Raw genomic sequence first — 25,533 nt, 5'->3', positions numbered from 1 at the left:
GCAGGTTAAGCGGACATGAAATATTGCCCGCCCGCCTGACAGGGACGCTCTCCAGGGGGGACAATGAGCGCCGTGAGGAAGACAGGGCAGCACCGAACCAGCCCCCGGATCACGCGACGGGGTCTTCTCCAGGGCACCCTCATCGCCGGCGCGGCCGCGACCGCGCCCAGTTCGCTGACTCGCGTGCGCGCCTCCGACGTCCAGGCCTACGGCGACGCGGACCTCGACGCGCTCCACGCCCCCAGCCCCTACGGCGACCCGGAGCACCACGCTTTCATGCACGGCGTCGCCTCGGGTGATCCGCTGCCCAACTCCGTCATCCTGTGGACCCGGGTGACCCCGACCCCGGACGCGGTGCCGGGCTCCGGCGCCGGCCCGGACGTGCAGCTTCGCTGGGAGGTCGCGGAGGATCCGGAGTTCACAACTGTGGCCCGCGCGGGCACCGTGACCGCCAGCGCGATGAACGACCACACCGTCCACGTCGACCCCTTCGGTCTGCGCCCCGGCACTGTGTACCACTACCGTTTCACCGCGCTCGACGGCGCGCACGCGGGCCGGACGTCCCGGGTCGGCCGGACACGGACGGCCCCGGCGGATGATGCGGACGTCGATACGCTGCGGCTGGCGGTGTGCTCGTGCGCGAACTTCGAGGCGGGTTATTTCTCCGCCTACTCCGACATCGCGCGGCGGGCCTACGCCGGGGAAATCGACGTCGTCGTCCACATGGGCGACTACCTCTACGAGTACGCCTCGGGCGAGTACGCCGGGAAGTACGGCGTCGTCCGCCCGCACGTGCCCACCTGGGAGATCCGCACCCTGGCGGACTACCGTTCCCGTCACGGCCACTACCGGCGGGACGTGGAGCTGCAGCTGGCGCACGCCGCGGCGCCCTGGGTGGTCACGTGGGACGACCACGAGATCGCCAACGACTCCTGGGCCGGCGGGGCGGAAGGCCACGACCCCTTCCACGGTGACTGGGGGACGCGCCGCGACGCCGCGATGCAGGCCTACCTCGAATGGCTCCCCGTCCGCGGCACCGCGCCCTCCCGCGGCGGACGCATCTACCGCACCCTGCGGTACGGGCGGCTCGCGGAGGTCCAGATGCTCGACCTGCGTTCCTACCGCAGCGCGCCGGGGATGATGCACCCGGCGCAGCGCAACAGCATCGACCGCACGATCATGGGCTCCGAGCAGTTCGAGTGGCTGGCCAACCGCCTGAACACCGGCAACGCGCGCTGGAACCTCATCGGCACATCCGTGATGATGGCCCCGCTCAACCTCATCCATATCGACCAGGCCGTGCGTTCGCAGCTCGCGGGGATGGTCGGCTTCGACGTCGCCGGAACCCCCGTCAACGTCGACCAGTGGGACGGCTACACCGCCGACCGGGACCGCCTGCTCGATCAGCTGGCCCGGGGCCACGGCCGCAACGTCTTCCTCACCGGGGACATCCACTCCGAATGGGCCGGGGACATCCACCACCGCGGCCGTGTCGTCGCCGCCGAGCTGGTCTGCTCGTCGGTGACGGCCGCGAACATCGACGAGCAGGTCGGACTCGGCGAGGACAACCCGCTCTCCCGGACCGCCGAACACCACGTTCTGGCGCACAACCCGCACATCCGGCACGTGGACCTCGACGCCCACGGCTACGCCACCCTCACCGTCCGCCCGGACCACGTCGAGATGGCGTGGCACCGGGTCGTCGACGTCACCGTGGCGGGCTCGCCGGTGGTGGCCGGGCCCGTCCTGCGTTACGACGGCTCCCGGATCACCGCTTGACGGCGTCGCGCCGGATGAACATCTCCGCCCTGCGGGCGAGGGCCCGGTCCAGCCGGACGGAGGCATGGTCGCCGAGCACTGCGTCCCAGTACCAGAGCATCTCCGCGTGGTAGTTGTGCCCGTGGCCCCCGGGGACGAACAGCGAGGTCAGCTGGTCTAGGCCGACCTGCCACCCCGTGATGAACGGCACCCACCGCATCCCGTGGAACACGTCCAGGTGCTGGGGGCGGGGGGCCGGCACGCCGCGGGAGCCCGGCTCGGTGAGCCAGTCGGGGCGCCGCCAGAACAGGTCCGAATCCCACCAGACGATGGGGTCCGAGGCGTGCTGCGCCACCACCACCCGGGGATGCTCCCACCCGTTGGCGTAGGCCATGCCGGTGAACTCCTGCCACAGGTGGTCGGGGTGGGAGACGAAGCGGACGTGCCGTCCGCCGTCGACGACGGGGAGGCGTTCGGGGGAGCCGGCGTCGCGGGCGTCGGTCAGCTCGCGCAGCAGCCGGGTGAAGCGGGGGGAACCGGAGATGACGGCGCCGTCGGTGCGCGCCAGGAGGTCCTCGAGGCCGTCGAAGGAGGCGGCCACCCCGTAACCGCCGAGGGACTCCCCGGCGACGTAGAACTTCGGCCGGTCCTCCGGATCCATCCGGTCGAGCCGGTCGAGGAGCGCGGACAGGAGGATCCGGGAGGCGCGGACCGGGGTGTCGCGGTCCACCAGGTAGGACACGGCCGAGGGCAGGAAGGAGTACTGCATGGCCACGGTGGCGCAGTCCCCGCCGGTGAGGAACTCCACCGCGTCCACCGACCAGTCCGTGATCCACCCGGTGCCCGCCGAGGTCTGCATGACCAGGGTGTCCCGGCGGAAGGCCCCGGTGCGGTCCATTTCCGCGAGGATCAGCCGGGCCGCGGACTCCAGCGAGCGGCCCTTCACCAGTCCCACGAAGATCCGGATCGGCTCGCGGGCACCGGGCAGGCCCGTGACCTCAGCAATCTGCCTGGCACGCGGCCCCAGCGACAAGACGGCCCGCCCCTGCGAACCCACCGCCGACCACCGCTCGAGTGACCAGGGGGAACCCGAGCGTTCCGGCTCCCACGGCATGCTGGTGCCGGGGAACACGGACTTGTTGACCTTCTCCGCCCGCCGGGACAGACCCGCCAGGATCCTTCGCACGAGCACCCGGTCGCTCAGGACCAGCACCAACCAGGTCATCCCCCCGGCGGTCAGGGACCACGCGACGCTCAGGGGCATCCAGCGGGACAGACGCCGGCCCATGTGGTCCACGGAGACCTGTGCCGCGTCGCCGAGCAGGAGCAGGATGCCGTACCCTGCCGTCCCCACGAGGCCGCCGGCCAGCGCATGGGAGGGACCGCGCTGCCTCTCCACCCGCACCAGGCGGGCCTGCTGCCGCTGGCGACGGAGACTCTGGAGGACAGCGGTCGCGGTCACCACCGCCACCGCGGTATGGCCGGTGTCCTTCCAGAACCGCCGTACCCCGGCCGGGGGGTGGATGTCATGGTGGCTCAGCCACCGGTTCACCGTCCAGGCGAAACCGGTGCCCGCGACATGGCCCACCCCCTGGCAGATGGCGACGTTCGCCGCGGTCACCCACCACGGGCGGGGCAGCAGGGACGGGGAGATCGCCCACCACGTGCTCATCTCCGCGCCCAGGATCCCCGCGCCGAGGTTCGCCGGGAGTCGTCGGCGGCGGGTCATCCGGAAACCGGGCATGAGGTCCGCGGTGACCTCCAGCGCGAACGCCACTCCCCTCAGGCCGTGCGCCGCTGCGGGGGCCGCGACGGCCAGAAGTTGGTGGTGCAGGCGGCGGGAGACCCTCATGAGGGCTGATTCTGGCAGAGCGTCGACGGGTCTGCAGATCTTCCTGCGGAGCCCGCCCGTTCAGACGACAATGGGAACTGCCCCGAACCTCGACAGACCGGAGATCCCCGTGCGAACTGCAGTCGGCAACAAGATCGTGCTCATCGGCGCCGGCGACGTGGGCGTCGCCTATGCCTACGCGCTGGTGAACCAGGGCACGGTCGACCACCTGGCCATCATCGACATCGACAAGCGGAAACTCCGCGGCAACGTCATGGATCTCAACCACGGGGTGGTGTGGTCCAGCTCCCGTACCCGCGTCACCGAAGGCACCTACGGAGACTGCGCCGATGCCGCGATCGTGGTCATCTGCGCGGGTGCCGCGCAGAAACCGGGCGAAACCCGGCTGCAGCTGGTGGACAGGAACATGAAGATCATGAAGTCGATCGTCGATGAAGTCATGGCGGCCGCCTTCGACGGTATCTTCATCGTCGCAACGAACCCGGTGGACATCCTCACCTACGGCGTGTGGCACTACTCCGGTCTGGACCACCGGCAGGTCATCGGCTCCGGCACCATCCTGGACTCCGCCCGCTACCGCTTCATGCTCGGCGAGCTGTCCCGGACCTCGCCCACGTCGATCCACGCCTACATCATCGGTGAACACGGCGACACGGAGCTGCCGGTCATCTCCTCCGCCACCATCGCAGGCGTGCCCCTGTCCTCCCGGATGGAGCGGGAGGAGGGCTTCGAGAAGCGCATCGAGACGATCTTCGAGGAGACCCGCGACGCCGCCTACGAGATCATCGACGCCAAGGGTTCCACCTCCTACGGGATCGGCATGGGGCTGGCGCGCATCACCAAGGCGATCATCCAGAACCAGGATGTCGCGCTCCCGGTGTCCGCCCGCCTGGCGGGCGAATACGGCGAGAACGACCTCTACATCGGCACCCCGGCGATCATCAACCGTTCCGGCGTCGCCCGTGTGGTCGAACTCCCCCTCAGCGCCCGCGAGCAGGAGCGTTTCACGCATTCCGCAGCAACTCTGCGCGCCATTCAGGAGGAGTTCTTCCCGCCTGCCCCGGCCGTGCCGTAGGCCATGTTCAAGATGCCGGAACTCCCGATCGGGGGCACAATGGGAAGGTATTACCCACCATCTCGCGCGTACGGAGGTTGGCAGTGGACGACAGGCTGCAGGAACTGATCAACCAGGTCGACCACCTCATCGAGGCGCTCGTGGCGGAGGAGGAGCGGCGGGCCGCGGCCATGGGCAGGGTCGCGGAGAACCACCGCCGCGGCGCCGTCAACCTCGTGCACTACGCGGAGCTGCGGGGCCACGACATCCGCAAGATGCAGAACGAGCTCTCCGCCATCGGCGCGACCCGGTTGACCACCACGGAACCGGCCGTCCTCGCCCGCCTGCAGGCGGCCCGCAACGTCCTCTCCGCGTATGCGGGCGAGGAGCTGAAGTACCGGGGCGCGGAGGTCAGCGACGCCTTCGCGCTGGCGGACGACATCCTCGAGGAGCACGCCACCACCCTGTTCGGCGAGTCCTCGGAAGAAACCCACTCGCGCATCATGGTCACTCTCCCCACCGAGGCCGCGCACGACCTCGAGCTGGTCCGCGGCTTCGCCGACGCCGGCATGGAGCTGGCCCGCATCAACTGCGCCCACGACGGCCCGGAGGTGTGGGAGCGCATGATCGCGCACGTCCACACCGCGGCCCGGGAGATCGGCCGGGAGATCAAGGTGGCCATGGACCTGGCCGGCCCGAAGGTCCGCACAGGCGAGATCGCGCCCGGCCCCGCCGTGGGCCGCGCGCGGGTCACCCGCACAAACACCGGACAGGTGATCACCCCGGCCAAGCTGTGGCTGACCCCCGACGACCTGTCCCCGGACCAGACACCCCCGGTCCCCGCCGACCTGCCGGGCCGCCCCGCCCTGGCGCTGCGGGTCGACCCGGAGTGGCTGGAGAAGCTGACCCCGGAATCCGAGATCACCCTGCACGACACCCGCGACGCCAAGCGCAGGTTCACCGTCTCCCGCGTCGGGGACGGCGGGGTTCTCGCGGAGGGGCAGCGCAACGCCTACATCTCCAACTCCACCCTGCTGGAGCACGACTGGGAGAAGACCCGCGTCTCCGGTGTCCCCGCCACCGAGCAGCGCCTGCGCCTGTTCGCCGGCGACCGCCTTATCCTCACCGACGACCAGGCCCCCGCCGAGCCCGCCCCGGGCCGGACCGCGAAGATCAGCTGCACCCTGCCCGAGGCTGTCGGCGCCATCGAGGTCGGCCAGCCCGTGCTTTTCGACGACGGTTCGATCGCCGCCCGCGCCTACTGCCGGCACACCACCCCGGAGGGGCACACCGAGGTCGGCCTCGAGATCACGCGCGCCCGCCCCGAGGGCACCAACCTCGCCGCCTACAAGGGCATCAACCTGCCGCAGACCGATCTGCCGCTGCCCAGCCTCACCGGGGAGGACATCGAGGCGTTCCGTTTCGTCGCCGCCCACGGCGACATCGCCAACGTGTCCTTCATCCGCAACGCCGAAGACGTCGCGTTCGTCCTGGCCACGCTTGAGCGGATCGCCGAGGAGTCCGAAGACCCGGAGCGCGTGCGCAACCTGGGCATCGTGCTCAAGATCGAGACCATCCCGGCGTATGAGAACCTGTGCGGCGTCCTGCTCGAGGGGATGCGCCACCCCAACCTCGGCGTCATGATCGCCCGCGGCGACCTGGCCGTCGAACTCGGCTTCGAGCGGATGGCCGAGGTTCCGCGGCTCATCGCCCAGATGGCGGAGGCCGCCCACGTGCCCACCGTCATGGCGACGCAGGTGCTGGAGAATATGGCCAAGTCGGGGCTGCCCTCCCGCGCGGAGATCACCGACGCCGGCTACGCCCTGCGCTCGGAGGCCGTCATGCTCAACAAGGGGCCGCACATCACCGACGCCATCCGCATCCTGCACCGGCTGTCCACCAAGCTGGGCCGTTCCCAGCGCAAGAACCGTCAGCTGCTGCGCCGCATCGGCAGCTGGGTGCCCGACGGCAATGAATGACGACATGAAGATCATCGCCCACCGGGGTTACTCCGCGAAGTACCCCGAACTCACACGGCTCGCGTTCGAGAAGGCCCTGGAGCTACCGGTCCACGGGATCGAGTGCGACGTCCGCCTGACCCTCGACGGCGAGGTGGTACTCATCCACGACCCCGTCATCGACCGGGTCGCCAACGGCCGCGGCCGCGTCTCCACCGCCACCCTGGCCCGCCTGCGCGACCACAACTTCGGCGACGCGGAGCACCCCCAGCAGGTGCTCACCCTCCCTGAGGTGCTGGAGATGGTGAAGACGCACGACGACAAGCACATCTACATCGAGACCAAACACCCCATGCGCTACGGCCGCATCCTCGAGGAGCAGGTCGTGCGGGCGCTCCGGCACGCCTCGCTTCTCGACGACCCCCGCATCCACGTCATCTCCTTCTCCGCCGCCGCGGTCGCGCGCATGCGCCACCTCGCCCCGGGCGTCGACCGGATCCACCTGCGCCGCAAGATCGAGCGCTGGCTCAACCCCGTGGACACCCACCCCGGGCATCCCACGGGGCTCGGCGTCTCCCTGTGGCGGGCCCGCCGGCGGCCGGACCTCATCGGCAGCCACGGCCTGCCCACCTACCTGTGGACCGTCAATGAACCCGCCGACATGCTGTGGGCGCGGGACCGGGGCGTCGACATGATGGCCACCGACGAACCCGAACTAGCCCTCCGCACCCTCGGCGGCTGACCCGGGCGGGTATCTTTGACCCATGGCCAAGAAGAATCAGAAGAACGACAACCTGCCCGAGGGCATGAGCCGCCGCCAGGCGAAGCTCGCCGCCCGCGCCGCGGAACGCGCCGCCCTGGAAAAGGAGGCCCGCCCCTACGGCGGCCTCGGCGCTGAAGCGGACCTCGTCGCCCTGCAGGAGTTCGTCCCCTCCGCGGTGGCCAAGGTCGCCGTCAACGGCATCGACCGGGACGTCTACGTCGTCACCGTCCTGCCCGGCGGTTCCGCGGCACTCGTCCGCGAGGAGTCCGACGGCGGCGCGGGATTCGTCGCGCTGCAGACCGCGTCCCAGAGCCAGAGCCCGGGCCGCGACCTGGCTTACGCCCTCACCTGGCTCAAGGATGCGCAGCCCGGCCAGACCCTGGAGTCGGCCGTCGCCGACGGTTCCCAGCCCGCCCTGACCGAGCTGATCGACGCCGACGCCGCCCTCGAGATCACCGAGCACCAGGACTTCAACTGGTGGATCCCGGAGAGCGTCGAGCTCGACCAGGTCACCGGCCAGGCCCTCCAGGCCGCCAACGACTCCGTCGTGGAGTCCCACCGCGTCGACACCGAGATCCCCGGCGCCGTGTGGTGGGTCAACCCGGGCGGCGGCAAGGCGCACATCCGGTGGATCCGCCCCGAGGACCACGAGGACGCCCTGATCAACGCTCTCGCCCGCGTCGCCGCCCGCGGCGAGCTCAACCTGGGTGAGGGGACCAAGTTCGCCGGGGTATTCCGCACCCACGGCATCATTGTGCCCGTCTTCGACCTCGACCCGTCCGTGGCCGCCGATTCCTACGGCGCCGAACTCACCCGCGTGTCCGGGCTGGTTGACACCGAGATCGCCAACGACGCCCAGCTCACCGCCGACGAGCGCAAGCAGCTGCAGAACATCAAGTCCCGCCAGGTGACCATCCGCTAGTTCGACCCGCCCAGGCCGCCCACTCCCCGCGGGGTGGGCGGCCTTCTCCTTGTGGCGCCCCAGTTTCTGAAACGCCGGCCCGGCTAACGCATCGTGTCCCACAGGGCCTGTGCGCCGGCCAGGTCCCAGAGGACGACGTTGCCCACGGCGTAGTCGGCGAAGCCGCCGACAGGCACCGTCTCGGTCTGCACACCGCCGCGCATGGCCAGGCCGACGCGCGCGAGGTTCCACACGTGGTCGCTCTCGCCCACGGTGAAGGAGTTCGCGGTGTTACCCACCAGGGGGAAGAACTGGAAGGGGTTGAACAGGGTGTTGGGGGCGGTGGCCTCGTCGATGAGCGCGGCGAAGAACTCGCGCTGCCGGTCCACCCGGTCGAGGTCACCCAGCGGGGTGGCGCGGGTGCGCACGTAGCCCAGCGCCGTTGGTCCGTCCATCTCCTGGCAGCCGGCCTGGATGTCCAGCTGCGCCAGGGGATCGTTGATGGGCTCGGCGGGGCACAGTTCCACACCGCCGATGGCGTCGACGACGTTGGACAGCCCGCCCATGCCGATCTCCGCGTAGTGGTCGATGCGCAGCCCCGTGGCCTGTTCGACGGTCGCCGTCAGCAGCTGCGGGCCGCCGTAGGTGAAGGCGGCGTTGATCTTGTCGTCGCCGTAGCCGGGGATGGTGACGTACGAGTCGCGCGGCAGCGACACCAGCCGCGCCTGTCCGCCGGTGGGGATGTGGAGCAGCATGATCGTGTCGGTGCGGCCCACGCCGATGTCGCCGCCGGTGCCGAGGCGTGCGGCGTCCTCCTCGCTCATGCCCTGGCGGGAGTCGGAGCCGACGAGCAGCCAGTTCGTGCCGGCGGTGTTGGCCACGCGCTGCTCGGGCACCGCCTCCATGCGGTTGAGCTGCGCGTCGGCCCACAGCGTCAGCGACAGGCCGAGAACCAGGACGATGGCCAGGATCCAGCCCACCATGCGCAGCGGGCCGCCCCGGGAGCGGCGCGGAGTCCGGCGGCGGGGCGGTGCGGGCGGTGCGCTCTGGCGGGAGGGTGCGGACCGGGCAGGTGGTGCGGTCTGGCGGCTCGGCGCCGGCTGGTAGCGCGGCGGCTCCTCGCGGCGGGGCGGAATGTACTGCTGGGGCCGGTCGGCGGGTGCGGCTTCCCGCCGCGGGGGTCGTCGCCGCGGCTCGTTCCGTGCGGCGTCCGGCTGCCGTGGGGAGGGGGCGGGGCGGCGGCGGACGGGCCGGCCGTAGCGGTCGAGGAGCGGGCGGCCGTCGCGGCCCCGGACAATGTCATCGGAGTCGCGCTGCCTGGGGTCGCGTTCATGCATAGAAACAGACTAGTCAGACAGGCCCAGCCATGAGAGGTCGCCGCCGAGAGCGGAGTAGCCGACGAAGGCGACGGCGTCGATGAGGAAATGTGCGATGACCAGCGGCCAGACACGTCCGGTCCGCCAGTAGAACCAGCCGTAGAGCAGGCCCATGAGGATGTTGCCGAAGCCGGCGGACATCCCCTGGTAGAGGTGGTAACTGCCGCGGAGCAGGCTGGAGGCGGCCAACGCCGCAGGCAGTCCCCACCCCAGTTGCCGCAGGCGGGTGAGCAGGTACATCACCACGACGATCTCTTCGCCGAAGGCGTTGGCGAAGGAGAAGACGAGCAGGACGGGGACCTCGGTCCAGGGGTGCTCCAGAGTGGTGGGAATCACTTCCCGCGAGAATCCGAGGTGGACCGCCGCGGCGTAGAACGCGAGCCCGGGGACACCGATGGCCGCGGCCAACCCCGCGCCCCATCCGAGGTCCGACCAGCGCGGGCGCGGCAACCGGACCTGACCGGCGAGGAGATACAACGCCAGGGCACCGTAGGCGAACAGGGTCGCGGCGGACGCGAGCTGGAGGCCGAGATCGATCCACGGGCTGCGGGAGAGGGTCTGGTGGAGGGTGACCTGCTGCTCGTCGAGCGGGCGGGGGTCGAGTAGCGCGTCGGTGAGGCGCAGGAGCGCGCGGATGCCGGAGATGCCGAAGCTCACGGCCAGAACGATGAGGATCTCCGCCCACAGGCGCCGGCGGGTCATTCGTGGAGCTCCCGGGCGAGGGTGAGCAGGGCGGCGTCGGAAAGCGTGACCGCCCCGAGGTGCACGCCGACGGGCTGTCGGCCGGGCACGGGCCACGGCACGGAGACGGCCGCGCGGCCGGTCATGTTGAACAGTGACCCCCACGGCGACCAACGGGTCTGCCCGAGGAAGTTCCCTTCGGGATCCATCGACGCGAAGTGGCCGATGGGCGGGGGATCGGTGGTCGTCATGGGGGTCAGCAGGGCGTCGACGCCCCAGTACTCCGCGAGGTACTGCGGCAGGGCGTCGGCGTGGCGGTTGGCCTGGTCGATGCGGCCGCGACTGAGAGACCGGCCGTGGGCGCGCAGCCAACCGACGAGGTCCTTCGCCGGTCCGGGCAACCCGGCGAGCTTGGCGGTGAAGATCGTCCGGAAAGCCTCGAAGGTCTCCTCAGCGGAGGGGTAGGGGTGGACGTCGACGACGTCGTGGCCGGCCTCCGCCAGCTGCGCCGCGGCCTCGGCCGTCGCACGCAGGTGCACCTCGTCCACGGCGGAACCGGTGAACAACGGCTGGACGAGCACGCCGATGCGGCGGCGGCCCGGCTCCGGGGAGAGCCGGTGGAGGAAGGCGGCGTCGTCGAGGGCGCGGGTGATGAAACCCTGGGCCGCCAGGCGCGGGGCGGAGGGTTTGAAACCGACGACCCCGCAGGCCGCGGCGGGCACGCGGATCGAGCCGCCGCCGTCGGAGGCGTGCGCGGCGGGCAGGATCCCGCGGGCCACGAGCACGGCGGCGCCGCCGGAGGACCCGGCCGGGGTGCGCCCGGGCCACAGCGGGTTGTCGGGGAAGGGCAGGCCGGACGGCTCCGTGTAGATCGTCAGGCCGAGCTCGGCGGCGGCGGATTTGCCGGGGATGATGGCGCCGGCGTCGAGGAGCGCCCGGGCCGCGGGATCGGTGTCCCCGGCGGGGCGGGTGCGGTGCGCGGATCCGAAGGTGGTGGGCATGCCACGGACGTCCGAGAGGTCTTTGACGGGGATGAGCAGGCCGTGGAGGCGGCCGCGGTGCGCCGCGGCGAGCCGGTCCGCCAGTTCCGCCTGCTCGTGGGCCTGCTCCAGTGCCAGATGGGAGAAGCCGTGCTCGGCGGGCGTGAGACCGGCCAGCCGCCGCGCGAGTTCCTCGACCTGCTCCGCCGCGCCCACCTCGCCGCGGAGCAGCGCGGCGGCGAGGTGGCGCAGGGAAGTGGTCATGCGGACCAGAATACGACTGTCTAGGCTGGCAGACATGACTCAACCCGCCGTCACCGTCGCCTACCTCGGCCCCGCCGGAACATTCACCGAGGCGGCCCTCATCCGTTTCCAGGGCGCGGGGGCGTTCGGCGCCGGGGAGGTCGAACAACTGCCGGTCAGTTCGCCGCGCGAGGCGCTGGACGCGGTCCGCGTGGGACGCGCACAGTTCGCGTGCGTGGCCATCGAGAACTCCGTCGACGGTTCGGTGACCTCCACCTTCGACGCGCTCGTCGAGGACGGAGGCGTGCAGATCTACCATGAGCTGGAGATCGAGATCGCTTTCTCCATCATGGTCCGCCCCGGCGCGCGGCTGGCGGAAGCGAAGAAGTTCGCCACCCACCCGGTCGCCCACCAGCAGGTGCGAAAGTGGCTGGCGGCCAATATTCCCGGCGCCCAGTTCGTCCCCGCCTCCTCCAACGCGGCGGCCGCGCAGGCCGTCGCGGAGGGGCGTGCCGACGCCGCCGCAGCCCCCGACCGCGCCGCCGTGCTCTTCGGCCTGGATGTCGTGGAGAAGGGGGTGGCGGACATGGCCGGCGCGCGGACCCGTTTCGTGGTCGTCGGCCCGCGGGGCGTGCCCACGCCGCGCACCGGTTCCGACCAGACCACCGTCGTGTTCACCCTGCCCAACGAGCCGGGCACCCTCGTCGGGGCGCTCACCGAATTCTCCCTGCGCGGGGTGTCCCTGAGCCGGATCGAGTCGCGGCCGACGCGCCGGGAGTTCGGGACGTACCACTTCTACGCTGACCTGGTCGGCCACATCGACGACGCCCCCGTCGCCGAGGCGCTGCGCGCGCTGTGGTTGCGCGCCGAGGACATCAGCTACCTGGGTTCCTGGCCCACCCCGGGCCGCGGCGGCCGGGACGCGGCGCTCGCCGCCGACCTGGCCCGCCTGGAGCGCGCCGCCGCCTGGGTGGCCGCCGCACGTGAAGGAAAGGAACTGTAGCGACACCATGACCGGACGACTCATCCTGCTACGCCACGGACAGACCTACAGCAACGTCGCCCGTCGGCTCGACACCCGCCCGCCGGGTGCCGAACTCACCGACACCGGCCGCAACCAGGCGTGGAACGTCGGGGCGGAACTCGCCGAATTCTGCGGGGCGGGCAACGGCTCCCCGGGACGGCTCGGGGCGGTGGTCAGCTCCGTCGCGCTGCGGGCGCAGCAGACCGCGCTGCTGGCCATGAACGCCTTCGAACAGACCGCCGGGCTGCGGGAGCACGAGATGCGGATCGACGTCGAGACGGGCCTCCACGAGATCTACGCCGGCGACCACGAGATGCTCGCCGACGACGACTCCCACCGTTCCTACGCCACGGCCCTGCGCGGTTGGCTCGACGCCGACGACACCGCCCGCATCCCCGGCGGGGAAACCTACCTCGAACTCATGACCCGCTACCGGCCGAGGATGGAGGATCTCGCACTCACCCACCTGGGCAACGGGGCGGCCAAGGACGTCCTGGTGGTCAGCCACGGAGCAGCGATCCGCACCATGGCCACCCACGCCGCCGGCGTCGACCCCGACTTCGCCTACGCGGGTTACCTGGGAAACTGCCGTTTCATCGTCCTGGAGCCCCGCGACCGGCCCTTCGGCCAGTGGAACCTCGTGCGTTGGGCGGACGTCGAGCACCAGATCTGAGCGGCCCGGGCCGCGGCGGAGGTCCCGCGGTGTCAGCCCCAACCGAGCCGGTGCAGCGCTTCTTCATCCATGCCGAAGTAGTGGCCGACCTCGTGGAACACCGTCACCATGACTTCCTCGGCCAACTCTTCCTCGGAACGGCAGTGCGCCTCCAGGGCGGCCTTGTAGATGAAGATGGCGTCCGGCAGGAAGCCGGTGTGGTCGAAGGTGCGCTCGGTCAGCGACACCCCCTCGTAGAGACCGAGGATCTCGGGCTGGTCCTCGTTGACGTCGCGCACCAGCACGACGACGTTGGTCATGCGCCGGGCGAATTCCTCGGGGATGCGGTCGAGGGCGTCGTCGACCATCTCGTCGAAACGCTCCTCGCTGACCTCCACCACGGTGCCTGCCCCTGCTACGCGGCGGGTTCGCGCAGCGGGTTGCGCTCCGGCTGCTCGGCCGGGGGCTGGCCGTTGATGGTGAATCCCTCGCGGCCGTCGCGGGCCGAGCCGTTGAGCGTGGCGAAGCCACCGGCCTCGTCGGCGAACACCAGGGAACAGTTGACCGACCGGGAACCTCCGACCCACGAGGTCTCCGGAAGGGTTCCCCAGTAGGGCTGCAGGGTGGACTGGTAGAGGTTCTCGTCGGACCCGAGGTAGTCGACCCCCGCCTGGAAACACACGTCGCGCAGGTGGTTGTCCTGGTCCTCGATACTCGGGGTGCCCTCGGGGAAGACGGGTGCGAGATCCACCACCAGGGTGGTCTCCAGCTGGTGGTCCGCCGCGCAGTCGACGGTGCGCAGGGAGCGGGACTCGTCGACGAACAGGCAGGCGCCCGGCTCGGCGACCACAGCCTGATCCTGCTCTGCGGCGGGCCCGGCCGTGAGGACCGGAGTGCCGTTCGCATCAGTCGACTGGATGCCGCACAGCATCGTGCGGTCGCCCGCGGCCCACGCCTCCGCCGGCGGCAGGATCGGGGCGATGGAGTAGCGGCCCGCCGGGTCGAAACGTCCCTCCAGGTAGCGCACGGTCGGGGTGTGGCACAGCTCCTCGCGCAGCTGGGCCTGGCGGGTGAGGTCAGGGATCGGCGCGTTCTCGCCGAACTCCGAGGAGGGGTAGGTGGCCAGGTTTTCCCGGGCGGAAATCTCGAACCGGTGTTCCGCCGAGCAGTCGGCCTGCTGGAATCTGCTCACCGTGCCATCCCCGGTGATGTCCCAGGTCAGGCAGGCGCCCACGTCGGCGGTGGTGAACGGGGCGACCCCGGTGGGGTTGTCGCCGTCGGAGGGGGTGGACGGGCCCGAGACCGACGTCCCGTCGCCGGATGCGGACGCGCCGGAGCCGGAGCCGGCGGTGGAGAAGTAGTCGTAGGAGCCGACAGCGACGGCGGCGGCGAGCGCCGCCACCAGGCCGGTGCGCACGGCTACCGCTGAACGGGCGGGACGAGTGGTCATAGTCCCCCCATTGTGCACCCGGGAAAGGCGGAAATCTACCCGGCACCACGCATGACGCGCGTGTTCAGCCGGTAGCGGTCGGTCCGGTATACGGAGGAGCACCACTCCACGGGCAGCTCGCGGGAGCGGGAGAGCCGGATGATCCGGAGAAGGGCGGTGCCGAGGGCGACGTCGAGAAGCGACGCCGTCTGGTCGTCGGCGTTGACGGCGGTGACCATCTGGTCGGCCTCGGTGACGGGTACCTGGTAGTCCTCGTCGAGGATCGCGTAGACGGATTTGTAGACGTCGTTCTCCAGCAGTCCGGGCACGTGCAGGGCGTTGTACCAGGCATCGTCGATGGAGTAGGGTTCGCCGTCGCCGAGCCGGAGGCGGCGCAGGTGGGTGTGCAGGGTGCCCGGCCCGCCGCCGAAGAATTTCTGCACCTCCGGCGGCGCCGGTGCGCGGGCGGAGGACAGGATCTTCGAGCTGGCGGAGACGTTCTGGGCCTCCATCTCGGAGCTGAAGGACGCCAGGTTCAGGCGGGAGACCAGGGTGTTCGGCGCCACGAAGGTGCCTTTTCCGCGTGCCCGGCGAAGCCGACCCGCCGCGACGAGATCGCCGATCGCCCGGCGGACGGTGATGCGGGAGACACCGTAGGTCTCCTCCAGCACGCGTTCCCCGGGGAGCAGATCTCCGGGGTGCAGCCGGGTATCGCACAACTCCTCCAGGATCGCGCGGAGCTGGGCGTGCTTGGGCACCGGCCCCTCGACGATTCTGGTGGGGGGCAGATCGATGTGGTGCGGATTGGCGGACATGACTCAATCCTAGACCGGTGGTTATGACCAGTGCGGAGAAACGATCTGGCGTCTGGTCGGTCCGGGGAGTGCAGGTCGCGGCACGGGCGGCGGGTCCGCGCGGTAGGCTGATATCCGTGATTGATCTCAAATTCCTCCGCGAGAACCCTGACATCGTCCGCGCCTCCCAGAACAACCGTGGCGAGGACCCGGAGCTGGTCGACCAGCTGATCGCCGCCGACGAGTCCCGCCGCGCGTCGATCCAGGCCGCGGACGCGCTGCGTTCCGAACAGAAGGCCTTCGGCAAGACGATCGGGCAGGCCGACCCGGCTGACCGCCCCGCGCTGCTGGAGGGTTCGAACGAGCTGAAGGCGAAGGTCAAGCAGGCCGAAGAGTCGCAGAAGGCCGCCGAGGAGGAGGTCGCCCGGCTCCAGTTCCTCATCTCCAACGTCGTCGAGGGCGCGCCCGCCGGCGGGGAGGACGACTTCGTGGTGCTCGAAAACGTCGGCGAGCCGACGACGTTCGATTTCGAGCCGAAGGACCACCTTGAGTTGGGGACCAGCCTGAACCTGATCGACATGGAGCGCGGCACCAAGGTCGGCGGCTCGCGTTTCTACTACCTCACCGGCGACGGCGCCTTCCTGCAGCTGGGCATGATGATGCTGGCTGCGCAGAAGGCCCGCGACGCGGGTTTCCAGCTGATGATCCCGCCGGTGCTGGTCCGCCCCGACATCATGGCCGGCACCGGTTTCCTGGGCGAGCACTCGGACGAGATCTACTACCTCGAGCGCGATGACCTCTACCTGGTCGGCACCTCCGAGGTGGCCCTGGCCGGCTACCACAAGGACGAGATCATTGACCTGTCCCAGGGCCCCGTCCGCTACACCGGCTGGTCCTCCTGCTTCCGCCGGGAGGCCGGTTCCTACGGCAAGGACACCCGGGGCATCCTGCGGGTCCACCAGTTCGACAAGCTGGAGATGTTCGTCTACTGCCGCCCCGAGGAGGCCGCCGAGCAGCATCAGGCGCTGCTCGCCATGGAGCGCGAGATGCTCGCCGCCGTCGAGATCCCCTACCGCATCATCGACATCGCCGGCGGGGACCTCGGCTCCTCCGCCGCCCGCAAGTTCGACACCGAGGCCTGGATCCCCACCCAGGGCACCTACCGGGAGCTGACCTCCACCTCGAACTGCACCACCTTCCAGGGGCGCCGCCTGAACACCCGGTACCGGGACGCCGACGGCAAGACGCAGACCGCCGCCACCCTCAACGGCACGCTGGCGACCACGCGCTGGCTCGTCGCCATCCTGGAGAACCACCAGCAGGCCGACGGCTCCGTCGTCGTGCCCGAGGCGCTGCGCCCCTTCGTGGGCAAGGACATCATCGAGCCGGTGAAGTAGCCATGGCGGGAGAGCACAAGTTCGGGAAGCGGGCCGGGATGATCTACGCGCCCGTCGACCTGCCGAAGGTGCCCGACCACCCCACGGAGGCGAAGGAACCGGTCTACAACGGCGTCATCATCCGCATGGTCAAGGCGATCCTCCGGGCGCAGGGCGTCCGGATCACCGTCTTCGGCGCGGAGAACATCCCCGCCGCCGGGGGAGCGCTCCTGGCGGTCAACCACACCGGCTACTACGACTTCATCTTCGGCGGCATCCCCGCGCATCTGCGCGGCCGCCGCCTGGTGCGGTTCATGGCGAAGAAGGAGATCTTCGACACCCCCGTCGCAGGTCCCCTCATGCGCGCGATGAAGCACGTGTCGGTGGACCGGTCGAGCGGGGCGTCCTCGCTCGACGAGGCGGTGGCGCATCTGCGCTCCGGCCAGCTGGTGGGCATCTTCCCGGAGGCCACGATCTCCCGCTCCTTCGAGCTCAAGGACTTCAAGAACGGCGCAGTCCGCATCGCCGCTGAGGCCGGCACCCCGCTGCTGCCGGTGGTCATCTGGGGTTCGCAGCGCCTGTGGACGAAGGACCACCCCAAGCGTCTGGGACGGACCAACACGCCGGTGTTCATCCGCGTCGGTGAACCCGTCGATCCCGGCGGGGACACTGACGAGGCGATCGAACGGCTCAAGGACGCCATGCAGATCCTGCTGGAACGGGTCCGCGACGACTACAACCGCGCCTACGGGCCGTTCCCGGCCGGAGAGTTCTGGATCCCCGCCGCCGCAGGCGGTGCCGCCCCGACGCTTGACGACGCCGCCGAGATCGACCGGGCGGCCCGCGCCGCCAGGGCCGAAAAGAAAGAAAAGAAGGCCGCGGCGAAACTGGACAAGCGTGCCGACGCGGCGCTCGGCAACGCCCGCACCTTCATCGATTCGATGAAGGAAAAATTCAGGAGGTAGCGACCACCACCATGGAGACATTTGGGCAGGCACCGAAACTGGTGGCCAGCGACGTCGACGGGACCCTGCTCAATTCGCAGGAGCGGGTCCTGCCGCGGGTCCGGGACGCAGTCGTCCGGGCCGTCCGGGACGGCGCCGAGGTGGCGCTGGCCACCGGCCGGCCCCACCGCTGGATCTACCCCGTCCTCGACCAGCTGCCCATCCGCCCGGTGTGCGTCACCGCGAACGGCGCGGTGCTCTACGACTCCGCCAATGACCGGGTCCTGCGCTCCCACACCCTGGCGCCCGAGACGATGGCCGAGGTAGTCGAGCTGGCGAGGGAGACCTTCCACGGGATCGGCGGGGTGTCCATCGGTTGTGAACGCGTCGGCCAGTCCGCCTTCGACCCGGAGGAGGAGATGTTCGTCATCTCCCCGGACTACCTGCACACCTGGGAGGCGCAGGGCTACGGCATCCTGCCCGAGTACGAGGTCATCGGCGAACCGGCCGTGAAGATGCTGCTGCGCAACGAGTTCCTCAGCGCGCCGGAGATGTACGAGCTCCTCGCCCCGCTCATCGACGCCGACGTCGCCCACCTGACCTTCTCCATGAACGAGGGGCTGCTCGAGGTCGCCGCGCCGGGCGTGACCAAAGCGCTGGGGGTGTCGACGCTCGCCCGGCTCCACGGCATCGACCAGGCCGACGTGATCGCCTTCGGTGACATGCCCAACGACATCGAGATGCTCCGGTGGGCGGGCCGGGGGGTGGCCATGGGCAACGCGCGGGACTCGGTCAAGGACGTGGCCGACCACGTCACCGCCACCAACGACGAGGCCGGCGTGGCCCAGGTCCTGGAGTGCTGGTTCTGACTTTCCGGGCGCGCCCCGTGGCAGACTTGGGCCTGTGACTGCTTCCCCTCAGAAACGCTATGTGGCGGCCATCGACCAGGGCACGACGTCGACCCGCTGCGTCATCGTGGACCACGACGGGCAGGTGGTGGCTTCCGGCCAGTACGAGCACGAGCAGATCATGCCGAGACAAGGGTGGGTGGAGCACGACGCCCTGGAGATCTGGGACAACACCCGCCGGGCGGTGTCGACGGCGATGGTGGACATCGATGTCTCCCCTGCCAACATCGTCGCGCTCGGGGTGACCAACCAGCGGGAAACCGCCGTCGTGTGGGAGAAAGCCACGGGAAGGCCGGTCCACAACGCCATCGTCTGGCAGGACACCCGCACCGCCGGCATAGCGGGGGAGGATCCGCGCCGCTGGCTCGACCGGACGGGGTTGCTGGCCAATTCCTACCCGGCGGGCCCGAAGATCGCGTGGATCCTCGACCACGTCGAGGGCGCCCGGGAGCGGGCGGAGCGGGGGGAGCTGCTGGCCGGCACGATCGATACGTGGCTGCTGTGGAACCTCACCGGCGGGGCGCACGGCGACGACGGGAAGCCCGCGGTCCACGCCACCGACGTCACCAACGCCTCGCGCACCCTGCTCATGGACCTGCGGACGCGCCGCTGGGACCCGGAGCTGTGCGCGGAAATCGGGGTGCCGGTGCGGGTGCTGCCGGAGATCAGGGCGTCGATAAGCGAATTCGGCCGGGTCCGCCGGCGCGGCACGCTCGCCGGCGTGCCGATCACGGGCGTGCTCGGCGACCAGCAGTCCGCGATGTTCGGGCAGGGGTGCTTCGAGGTCGGCGACGCGAAGAACACCTACGGGACGGGCCTGTTCCTGCTGCTCAACACGGGCACGCAGCCGCAGATCAGCGGGCACGGCCTGTTGTCGACGGTGCTCTACGAGATCGAGGGGCAGGCGCCCGTCTACGCCCTGGAGGGTTCCGTCGCGGTCGGCGGATCGCTCATCCAGTGGCTGCGCGACCAGCTCGGGATCATCCGCTCGGCCGCCGAGGTGGAGAAGATCGCGGCGGAGGACAACGGCGGCGTGTTCATTGTGCCGGCGTTCTCGGGGTTGTTCGCGCCGCGCTGGCGCCCCGACGCGCGCGGTGTCATCGTGGGTTTGACCCGCTTCGCCGACCGCACCCACATCGCCCGGGCCGCACTCGAGGCCACCGCGCTGCAGACCCGGGAGGTCGTCGAGGCGATGATCGCCGACTCCGGCATCCGGCCCGTCCGCCTGCGCGTCGACGGGGGCATGACCGCGAACAGCCTGCTCATGCAGCTGCAGGCCGACCTTCTCGATGCCGAGGTGGTCCGTCCCGCCAACATCGAGACCACCGCCCTCGGCGCGGCGTTCGCGGCCGGCGTGGGCGGCGGCTACTGGTCTTCGCTCGCCGAGGTCAGTGCCCGGCAGACCGCCGACCGCTCCTGGTCGCCCCGGTGGACGGCCGAACAGCGCGAGGCGCTGGTGGCCGACTGGAACCGGGCGGTGGAGCGCTCCTTCGACTGGGCGTGAGCGGTTCTCAGCTCAGCTTCACGTCGACGTCGCCGGTGGCCGGATCGAAGGTGACGTAACCGCCCTCGAAGTCGACGCGGACGAGGTCGCCCTCGCTGTACTGCTCGTTGAGCGGCATGCCCAGGGGACCGAGGTCGAAGCCCTGGCCCGCCCACACGTCGCCGATGGCGCCCCACAGTGCGCGGGCCTCCGCGGATCCGGACTCGTCGAGCACGATGCCGTTGTCGAACAGGGCGTAGGTGGCGTCCGCGGTGTTCAGCCCGCCGCGCGGCTCGCCCAGCACGGCGCCGTAGTTGGTGTTCACCCGGTCGACCGCCTGGGTGACCTTGGTGTCCCCGGCCAGGGAGGAGGCGATGTCGAGGACGGGCTTCAGGTTGTCGAGGGTGACGCCCTCGAGGATCTGCACGTCGCCGACCTGCGCGGTCGTTCCCGGGGACGCGCCCTCCGCGGTGAGGTAGGTGACGGCGAGGGCCGCGAGTGAACCGATGATGGTCAGCAGGGCGGTCTGCTCCCCGTTGGCGGCGCTGCTCAGCAGGGCGGTGGCGCTGTCCTGCTGGGCAGGGGGCTCCTGGCCGACGGGCTCCTGCAGGGTCGTGGTGGTTTCCGTCCGGGTGTTCCCTTCCGCCGGCGGGGGAGTGGTCGCCGTGGTGGACGGCGTACTCGTCGTCGAGGGGGTGCTGGTGGTGGACGGCGTGCTGGTGGTGGACGCGCCCGCTGAGCCGGACTCGATCTCCTGGACCTTCTGGGCCGCGATGGTCTTTATGTTGCCCATCTGCGCGTAGCCGTAGGTGCCCGGGCATGCGTTGTTGTGGGCGTCGCGGTGGGCGAACACGTTCGGCAGGGTCATGGAGCGGCCGCCGGTGTACTTCGAGCCGTTGAAGGCCAGGGGGGTGTAGGGGGCGGAACCCTGCGGGTCGAAACCGGCGACGGCGGCCTTCCAGCCGATCATCTCGCCGACGGACTGGATCATCGCCGGGGTGGTCTGGGCGACGTCGTAGTTGCCCATCATGGAGATGCCGAAGGTGTTGCGGTTGAAGCCGCCGACGTGCGCGCCCTGGACGTTTTTGTCCAGGCCGCCGAAGCGGCCCTCGTAGATGGTGCCGTACTTGTCGACGAGCGCGTTGTATCCCACATCGCACCAGCCCAGGGAGCGCGCGTGGTAGTCGTAGATGCCACGGACGATGCCGGCGGACTCTGCCCTCGAGTAGTTGTTGGAACCGGCGGTGTGGTGGACGCCCGCCGCCTGCACCTCGCTGTCGTAGGTGGTGCCCTGGCAGCGCAACGTCTCGTTGGCTCTCCAGCCGGCGCGGGTCACCACGTCGGGCATGCCGTAGGTGACGGAGTCGGTGGCCAGGGCGATGCCGCCCTCGTCGGCGCGGCCGTCGATGAAGACGACGTTGAGGTCCGCGGCCTCGGCCACGTCGGCGACGGGCTGGATGTCGCCGTAGTTGGTCGGCAGCGGGGCGATGCCCGCCGGTGCTGCTGCCGCTGCCGCTGCCGGCGCCGGAGCCGGAGCAGGCTCAGGAGCGGGGGCAGGGGCCTCTGCGACGTTGATGTCCACGTCGGCCACTGCGGGAGCTTCGGCGGGAGCGGCTTCCGGGGCGGACTCCTCGGCGGGGGCGCCGAGGATGTCGACGCCCGTGACCGACACCTGGACGCGGTTGGTCGGCTCGACGTAGATCAGCTCGGTGCCGTTCTCGCCGCCGGGTCCGGTCTGGCCGATGGGCTCGGCGTCCCACCAGGGACCCCAGGAGCCGTCGGCCTGCTCGGAACGGACGAAGGCGGCGATGTCGCGGTGACCGTTCCAGGTGAGGGCGAACATGGAGAACTGCTCTTCGCGGCTGAATTCCTTGACGGTGCGGGGTCCGGGGATGCCGGACTGGGCGGCGATGGCGGCGTCGTCGATGAGCACGTTGTCGCCGGCGGCGAAGGAGGCTTCGGCCGAGGCGACGTCGATGGGGGCGCCGCCGGTGTCCTGGGTCTTCAGGATCTGGTTTCCACCGAAGGCGGCGGAGACGGCGAGTGCGATGGAGAGGATGACAGCCAGCGTCGGGCTGACGCTGGTCTGCCGTGACATGGCGATTCGGCGTCGTTGCTGCACGGTGGATACTCCCTGGAATAGCTGATACTCGAGTGGCCCAATGGGTCAGAGTGAACTGTAACCGATATTAGTGGCCCATGATACTTGAGTGAGGAAAATGCAGGAATGGGGCTAGTGGGATTGCTGGTGTTTGAGGGGCGGGCGTCGACGGTGTCGCATCGGGTGGGCGGGGCAGACGTCGGTTAGCCTGACTCTCATGACCTACGACCTCATTGTTGTCGGCTCCGGCCTGTTCGGACTCACTGTGGCGGAGCGTGCCGCCAGTCAGCTCGGGAAAAAGGTGCTCATCGTCGAGCGCCGCTCCCACCTCGGTGGCAACGCCTACTCCGAGGCCGAGCCGGAGACGGGCATCGAGATCCACAAGTATGGTGCGCACCTCTTCCACACCTCCAACGAACGCGTGTGGACCTACGTCAACCAGTTCACCGCGTTCACCGGTTACCAGCACCGCGTTTTCGCCATGCACGACGGCACCGCCTACCAGTTCCCCATGGGGCTGGGGATGATCAACCAGTTCTTCGGGCGCTACTACTCCCCGGACGAGGCGCGCGAGCTCATCGCCGAGCAGGCCAGCGAGATCGATCCGGCCGACGCGGCCAACCTGGAGGAGAAGGCGATCTCGCTCATCGGCCGCCCCCTCTACGAGGCGTTCATCCGCGACTACACCGCCAAGCAGTGGCAGACCGACCCGAAGAATCTGCCGGCCTCGAACATCACCCGCCTGCCGGTGCGCTACACCTTCAACAACCGCTACTTCAACGACACCTACGAGGGTCTGCCCGTCGACGGTTACGCCGCCTGGCTCCACCGGATGGCCGATCACGAGCTCATTGATGTCCGTCTGGACACCGACTGGTTCGAGGTGCGGGAGGAGCTGCGCGCGCAGTCCCCGGAGGCGCCCGTGGTCTACACCGGACCGCTCGACCGCTACTTCGGCTACTCCGCCGGCCAGCTCGGGTGGCGCACCCTGGACTTCCATACGGAGGTGCTGGAGACCGGTGATTTCCAGGGCACCCCGGTGATGAACTACAACGACGCGGACGTCCCGTACACCCGAATCCATGAGTTCCGTCATTTCCACCCCGAGCGTGAGGGCGTCTACCCCAGGGACAAGACGGTCATCATGAAGGAGTACTCCCGCTTCGCCGAGGAGGGCGATGAGCCGTACTACCCGATCAACACGCGCGAGGACCGGGAGATGCTCAAGGCCTACCGCGAGCTCGCGGCCGCGGAGGCCAGGGACGGCAAGGTGATCTTCGGCGGAAGGCTGGGGACCTACCAGTACCTGGACATGCACATGGCGATCGCGGCGGCGCTGACCATGTTCGACAACAAACTCGCCCCCCACTTCGCGGACGGGGCGCCGCTGGAGCAGGAGCGCGGGCACTAAGGTGGCGGGGGTTGTTTCGGCCCGCGCACTACTTTCTTGCCAGTGCCAACCACCCGGCGTAAAGTTAACAGCAGGTTAACTAAAGGAGAACCTCCGGTTCTCCCGCCCGCACAGAAAGGGGTCATCATAATGACCGGTGACCGTTTCGCCATCGTCCGCGAGGACCTGCACCGCCGCTACGGCCAGCACTTCGAGGCCGACATGATCGACGACCTCCTCGACCGGACGGTCGCCGAGGTTTCCGCACGGGCCAGGATCAAGACCTACCTGCCCGTCCTCGTGGAGCGCGAGGTCTCCGAGGTGCTCGAGCAGCTCGCCGCCAAGAGCGCTCCGCAGGTCGTGGCGCGCCCGGAGGTGCTCTACGTGTGCCAGCGCAATGCCGGCCGTTCGCAGCTGGCGGCCTGCATCACCCATCATCTCGCGGGGGACCGGGTCTTCGTCCGCTCCATCGGTCTCGATCCGGAGGACGGGGTCGATCCGAACGTGCTCGCCGTCCTGGAGGAGCGGGGAATCTCGACGGAGCACGTCTACAAGGCGACGATCATCCCGCGCACAGTCCACCGTGCCGAGGTCGTGGTGCTGATGGGCGTCGAGGAGCTTCCGGCTGTCCCGGGGCACCGTTACGTCTACTGGAACATCGGCGACCCCGCGGGGCGGGGGATCGAGACTGTCCGGCGCATTGCCGACGAGGTCGAGGCGAAGGTCCGCGAGCTGCTCCACGAGCTCGACGTCGAGCCCAGCGAGTCGGCCTCCGGGGCCTCCGTCAATTAACCGCCCGAAGTTCGCCGCCATCCGCCTCCCCGGCGGGTGGCGGTTTTGTCGTTCGGGGGGAGCTTTTCTGTCCGGAGGGGCGGGAAGATGAACGGATAGTTAACTGCGTTAACCTGCGATAATGGGAATCGTGAACAGAAAAGGCCAGCACAACACTTGCTCGTTCACCTTATGTTCATCTAAAGTGAACGAAAGGTAAACGACTTGCGGCCGGGCTTCTGGGCCCGCCGCACCGAGAAAGTGAGTGTAATAATGAACGAGAACATCTTCCGCCCCGTCCGCCACGACCTGTACACCCGCTTCGGCCACCGCGCCGACAGCGCGCTCATCGACGAGATTCTCGAGCACGTGATCTCCGAGCACGCGGCTACCGCGCGGATCAGCGACTTCATGCCGCTGCTGGTCCACCGAGAGGCGGCGGAGCGGATCGAGGCGCACCTGTGGAGCCACGGGCGGATCGGCACCCCGCGCAAGCGGATCCTCTTCGCCAGCCGGACCAACGCCGCCCGCGCGATCCTCGCTGCGGCCACTGCACGGCGCATCAGTGACAACGCAGTCGTGGCGACCGTCGCGGACACCCATCCGGAGAACCGCAGCGACAGCCTCATCGAATGGGTCATGGACGAGCGCGGCCTGCGCGCCGATTCCGTCAGCTACGACAGCGACCGCCGGCGCACCGTGTCCGCCGCCGACCTGGTGGTCTACCTGGACAGCGAAGAGACCCCCGATCTGCCCGGCCGCAGCTTCCTCCGGTGGGACGTGCCGCAGACTGACGGCATGAACGCGGAGCAGATCCGCACCTTCGCCGACGACCTCGAGGCCCGCGTCGCCGGCCTGCTCACCGACCTGGACATCCCCTTCGTCCCGCTCTCCGCGCAGCGTCTGGCCGCCTAGAAACCGCAGGAACCGTGACCGCCCGCTGGCCGGCGGTATGTCACGTGTCCGCCACGGCGGGAGGCGCGTAGTTGCCGCAGCCGCAGGCTGGGCGACAGTCCGGATCCCGCACCTCCCGGTGCGATCCGGACTTTCTTCCGCTCCGCCGCCCGCCTGTCACGCTCCGCGCTGATGAGGTCG

The 25,533-nt window shown here is 69.8% G+C and carries 22 protein-coding genes; 14 read left to right on the top strand and 8 right to left on the bottom strand.

Going from position 1 to position 25,533, the window contains the following annotated elements; translation table 11 throughout:
• Positions 1-72: 72 nt before the first annotated feature.
• Positions 73-1,779 (top strand): alkaline phosphatase D family protein, encoded by a 1,707-nt coding sequence (locus B840_RS11625; protein WP_229676623.1) that lies wholly within the window; start codon positions 73-75, stop codon positions 1,777-1,779.
• On the opposite strand, the gene B840_RS11620 is transcribed toward B840_RS11625, so the two are convergent.
• Complete coding sequence (locus tag B840_RS11620) at positions 1,769-3,610, bottom strand: alpha/beta-hydrolase family protein (protein WP_084603024.1); 1,842 nt, start codon at positions 3,608-3,610, stop codon at positions 1,769-1,771. The two genes, B840_RS11625 and B840_RS11620, sit on opposite strands and share 11 nt — an antisense overlap.
• Positions 3,611-3,719: 109 nt before the next feature.
• Here B840_RS11620 and B840_RS11615 point away from each other — a divergent pair, with 109 nt between their 5' ends.
• From B840_RS11615 to B840_RS11600, 4 genes are all read left to right on the top strand, one after another.
• A complete protein-coding gene (locus tag B840_RS11615) occupies positions 3,720-4,685 on the top strand; it encodes an L-lactate dehydrogenase (protein WP_042622762.1) in 966 nt (321 codons plus the stop codon).
• Positions 4,686-4,768: 83 nt separating this feature from the next.
• Positions 4,769-6,643 carry a pyruvate kinase gene (locus B840_RS11610; protein WP_042622265.1) on the top strand — a complete coding sequence of 625 codons (1,875 nt, stop codon included), beginning with the start codon at positions 4,769-4,771 and terminating at the stop codon, positions 6,641-6,643.
• A gap of 4 nt (positions 6,644-6,647) precedes the next feature.
• Positions 6,648-7,364 (top strand): glycerophosphodiester phosphodiesterase family protein, encoded by a 717-nt coding sequence (locus tag B840_RS11605; RefSeq protein ID WP_042622264.1) that lies wholly within the window; start codon positions 6,648-6,650, stop codon positions 7,362-7,364.
• A 22-nt stretch (positions 7,365-7,386) separates the two neighbouring features.
• A complete protein-coding gene (locus B840_RS11600) occupies positions 7,387-8,307 on the top strand; it encodes a DUF5926 family protein (protein ID WP_042622263.1) in 921 nt (306 codons plus the stop codon).
• Positions 8,308-8,390: 83 nt separating this feature from the next.
• Here B840_RS11600 and B840_RS11595 read toward each other — a convergent pair whose 3' ends face one another.
• The 3 genes from B840_RS11595 to B840_RS11585 are packed head-to-tail and all read right to left on the bottom strand — an operon-like array spanning position 8,391 to position 11,587.
• Positions 8,391-9,623 carry an LCP family protein gene (locus B840_RS11595; RefSeq protein WP_084603022.1) on the bottom strand — a complete coding sequence of 411 codons (1,233 nt, stop codon included), beginning with the start codon at positions 9,621-9,623 and terminating at the stop codon, positions 8,391-8,393.
• Between the two features lie 9 nt (positions 9,624-9,632).
• The gene (locus B840_RS11590) at positions 9,633-10,364 is read right to left on the bottom strand and encodes a CPBP family intramembrane glutamic endopeptidase (protein WP_042622262.1); all 732 of its coding nucleotides are present in this window, start codon (positions 10,362-10,364) and stop codon (positions 9,633-9,635) included.
• Positions 10,361-11,587, bottom strand: coding sequence for an amidase (locus tag B840_RS11585; RefSeq protein WP_156971913.1), 1,227 nt, complete (start codon positions 11,585-11,587; stop codon positions 10,361-10,363). Before B840_RS11585 ends, B840_RS11590 begins: the two co-directional genes overlap by 4 nt.
• 34 nt (positions 11,588-11,621) lie before the next feature.
• On the opposite strand from B840_RS11585, the gene pheA reads away from it, so the two are divergent.
• Together pheA and B840_RS11575 are read left to right on the top strand one after the other, a co-directional pair.
• Entirely contained in the window at positions 11,622-12,569 is a 948-nt protein-coding gene (gene pheA / locus B840_RS11580; protein WP_156971912.1) for a prephenate dehydratase, read from the top strand.
• Positions 12,570-12,576: 7 nt separating this feature from the next.
• Positions 12,577-13,263, top strand: coding sequence for a histidine phosphatase family protein (locus B840_RS11575; RefSeq protein ID WP_042622260.1), 687 nt, complete (start codon positions 12,577-12,579; stop codon positions 13,261-13,263).
• 32 nt (positions 13,264-13,295) lie between these two features.
• Here the strand turns inward: B840_RS11575 and B840_RS11570 are convergent, their stop codons facing one another.
• Genes B840_RS11570 through B840_RS11560 form a run of 3 tightly spaced genes read right to left on the bottom strand, consistent with a single transcriptional unit; the run spans position 13,296 to position 15,486 of the window.
• The gene (locus tag B840_RS11570) at positions 13,296-13,643 is read right to left on the bottom strand and encodes a metallopeptidase family protein (RefSeq protein WP_042622259.1); all 348 of its coding nucleotides are present in this window, start codon (positions 13,641-13,643) and stop codon (positions 13,296-13,298) included.
• Positions 13,644-13,657: 14 nt separating this feature from the next.
• On the bottom strand, positions 13,658-14,692 hold the full coding sequence (locus tag B840_RS11565) for a septum formation family protein (RefSeq protein WP_042622258.1): 1,035 nt from the start codon (positions 14,690-14,692) through the stop codon (positions 13,658-13,660).
• Positions 14,693-14,727: 35 nt separating this feature from the next.
• Entirely contained in the window at positions 14,728-15,486 is a 759-nt protein-coding gene (locus B840_RS11560; RefSeq protein ID WP_042622257.1) for a GntR family transcriptional regulator, read from the bottom strand.
• 116 nt (positions 15,487-15,602) lie between these two features.
• On the opposite strand from B840_RS11560, the gene serS reads away from it, so the two are divergent.
• From serS to glpK, 4 genes are read left to right on the top strand one after another with little or no spacing between them, the layout of a single operon-like run.
• Positions 15,603-16,862 carry a serine--tRNA ligase gene (gene serS, locus B840_RS11555; protein ID WP_042622256.1) on the top strand — a complete coding sequence of 420 codons (1,260 nt, stop codon included), beginning with the start codon at positions 15,603-15,605 and terminating at the stop codon, positions 16,860-16,862.
• Positions 16,863-16,864: 2 nt separating this feature from the next.
• Positions 16,865-17,806 (top strand): lysophospholipid acyltransferase family protein, encoded by a 942-nt coding sequence (locus B840_RS11550; protein ID WP_042622255.1) that lies wholly within the window; start codon positions 16,865-16,867, stop codon positions 17,804-17,806.
• Positions 17,807-17,817: 11 nt separating this feature from the next.
• On the top strand, positions 17,818-18,654 hold the full coding sequence (locus B840_RS11545) for a Cof-type HAD-IIB family hydrolase (protein ID WP_042622254.1): 837 nt from the start codon (positions 17,818-17,820) through the stop codon (positions 18,652-18,654).
• Between the two features lie 34 nt (positions 18,655-18,688).
• Positions 18,689-20,197 (top strand): glycerol kinase GlpK, encoded by a 1,509-nt coding sequence (gene glpK / locus B840_RS11540; protein WP_042622253.1) that lies wholly within the window; start codon positions 18,689-18,691, stop codon positions 20,195-20,197.
• A 7-nt stretch (positions 20,198-20,204) separates the two neighbouring features.
• Here glpK and B840_RS11535 read toward each other — a convergent pair whose 3' ends face one another.
• Positions 20,205-22,298: an N-acetylmuramoyl-L-alanine amidase gene (locus B840_RS11535; RefSeq protein ID WP_042622252.1), complete on the bottom strand. Its 2,094-nt coding sequence runs from the start codon at positions 22,296-22,298 to the stop codon at positions 20,205-20,207.
• Positions 22,299-22,494: 196 nt separating this feature from the next.
• Here B840_RS11535 and glf point away from each other — a divergent pair, with 196 nt between their 5' ends.
• The 3 genes from glf (at position 22,495) to B840_RS11520 (ending at position 25,353) form a co-directional block, all read left to right on the top strand.
• The gene (glf, locus tag B840_RS11530; protein WP_042622251.1) at positions 22,495-23,688 is read left to right on the top strand and encodes a UDP-galactopyranose mutase; all 1,194 of its coding nucleotides are present in this window, start codon (positions 22,495-22,497) and stop codon (positions 23,686-23,688) included.
• 129 nt (positions 23,689-23,817) lie between these two features.
• On the top strand, positions 23,818-24,459 hold the full coding sequence (locus tag B840_RS11525) for an arsenate-mycothiol transferase ArsC (RefSeq protein WP_042622250.1): 642 nt from the start codon (positions 23,818-23,820) through the stop codon (positions 24,457-24,459).
• A gap of 252 nt (positions 24,460-24,711) precedes the next feature.
• The gene (locus tag B840_RS11520) at positions 24,712-25,353 is read left to right on the top strand and encodes a three-helix bundle dimerization domain-containing protein (protein WP_052491190.1); all 642 of its coding nucleotides are present in this window, start codon (positions 24,712-24,714) and stop codon (positions 25,351-25,353) included.
• Positions 25,354-25,533 lie beyond the last annotated feature (180 nt).

This window comes from Corynebacterium marinum DSM 44953 (assembly GCF_000835165.1).
In the GTDB taxonomy this organism is placed as follows: domain Bacteria; phylum Actinomycetota; class Actinomycetes; order Mycobacteriales; family Mycobacteriaceae; genus Corynebacterium; species Corynebacterium marinum.
This window is presented reverse-complemented; position numbering and strand designations above follow the sequence as displayed.

Bases quoted from the DNA above. Each gene is read 5' to 3' on its own strand.
- B840_RS11550 (WP_042622255.1), top strand. From the start codon at position 16,865: ATGGCGGGAGAGCACAAGTTCGGGAAGCGGGCCGGGATGATCTACGCG.
- B840_RS11520 (WP_052491190.1), top strand. From the start codon at position 24,712: ATGAACGAGAACATCTTCCGCCCCGTCCGCCACGACCTGTACACCCGC.
- glf (WP_042622251.1), top strand. From the start codon at position 22,495: ATGACCTACGACCTCATTGTTGTCGGCTCCGGCCTGTTCGGACTCACT.
- B840_RS11590 (WP_042622262.1), bottom strand. From the start codon at position 10,364: ATGACCCGCCGGCGCCTGTGGGCGGAGATCCTCATCGTTCTGGCCGTG.
- B840_RS11575 (WP_042622260.1), top strand. From the start codon at position 12,577: ATGACCGGACGACTCATCCTGCTACGCCACGGACAGACCTACAGCAAC.
- B840_RS11620 (WP_084603024.1), bottom strand. From the start codon at position 3,610: ATGAGGGTCTCCCGCCGCCTGCACCACCAACTTCTGGCCGTCGCGGCC.
- B840_RS11525 (WP_042622250.1), top strand. From the start codon at position 23,818: ATGACCGGTGACCGTTTCGCCATCGTCCGCGAGGACCTGCACCGCCGC.
- B840_RS11595 (WP_084603022.1), bottom strand. From the start codon at position 9,623: ATGCATGAACGCGACCCCAGGCAGCGCGACTCCGATGACATTGTCCGG.
- B840_RS11560 (WP_042622257.1), bottom strand. From the start codon at position 15,486: ATGTCCGCCAATCCGCACCACATCGATCTGCCCCCCACCAGAATCGTC.
- B840_RS11545 (WP_042622254.1), top strand. From the start codon at position 17,818: ATGGAGACATTTGGGCAGGCACCGAAACTGGTGGCCAGCGACGTCGAC.
- B840_RS11600 (WP_042622263.1), top strand. From the start codon at position 7,387: ATGGCCAAGAAGAATCAGAAGAACGACAACCTGCCCGAGGGCATGAGC.
- B840_RS11565 (WP_042622258.1), bottom strand. From the start codon at position 14,692: ATGACCACTCGTCCCGCCCGTTCAGCGGTAGCCGTGCGCACCGGCCTG.
- B840_RS11605 (WP_042622264.1), top strand. From the start codon at position 6,648: ATGAAGATCATCGCCCACCGGGGTTACTCCGCGAAGTACCCCGAACTC.
- pheA (WP_156971912.1), top strand. From the start codon at position 11,622: ATGACTCAACCCGCCGTCACCGTCGCCTACCTCGGCCCCGCCGGAACA.
- B840_RS11585 (WP_156971913.1), bottom strand. From the start codon at position 11,587: ATGACCACTTCCCTGCGCCACCTCGCCGCCGCGCTGCTCCGCGGCGAG.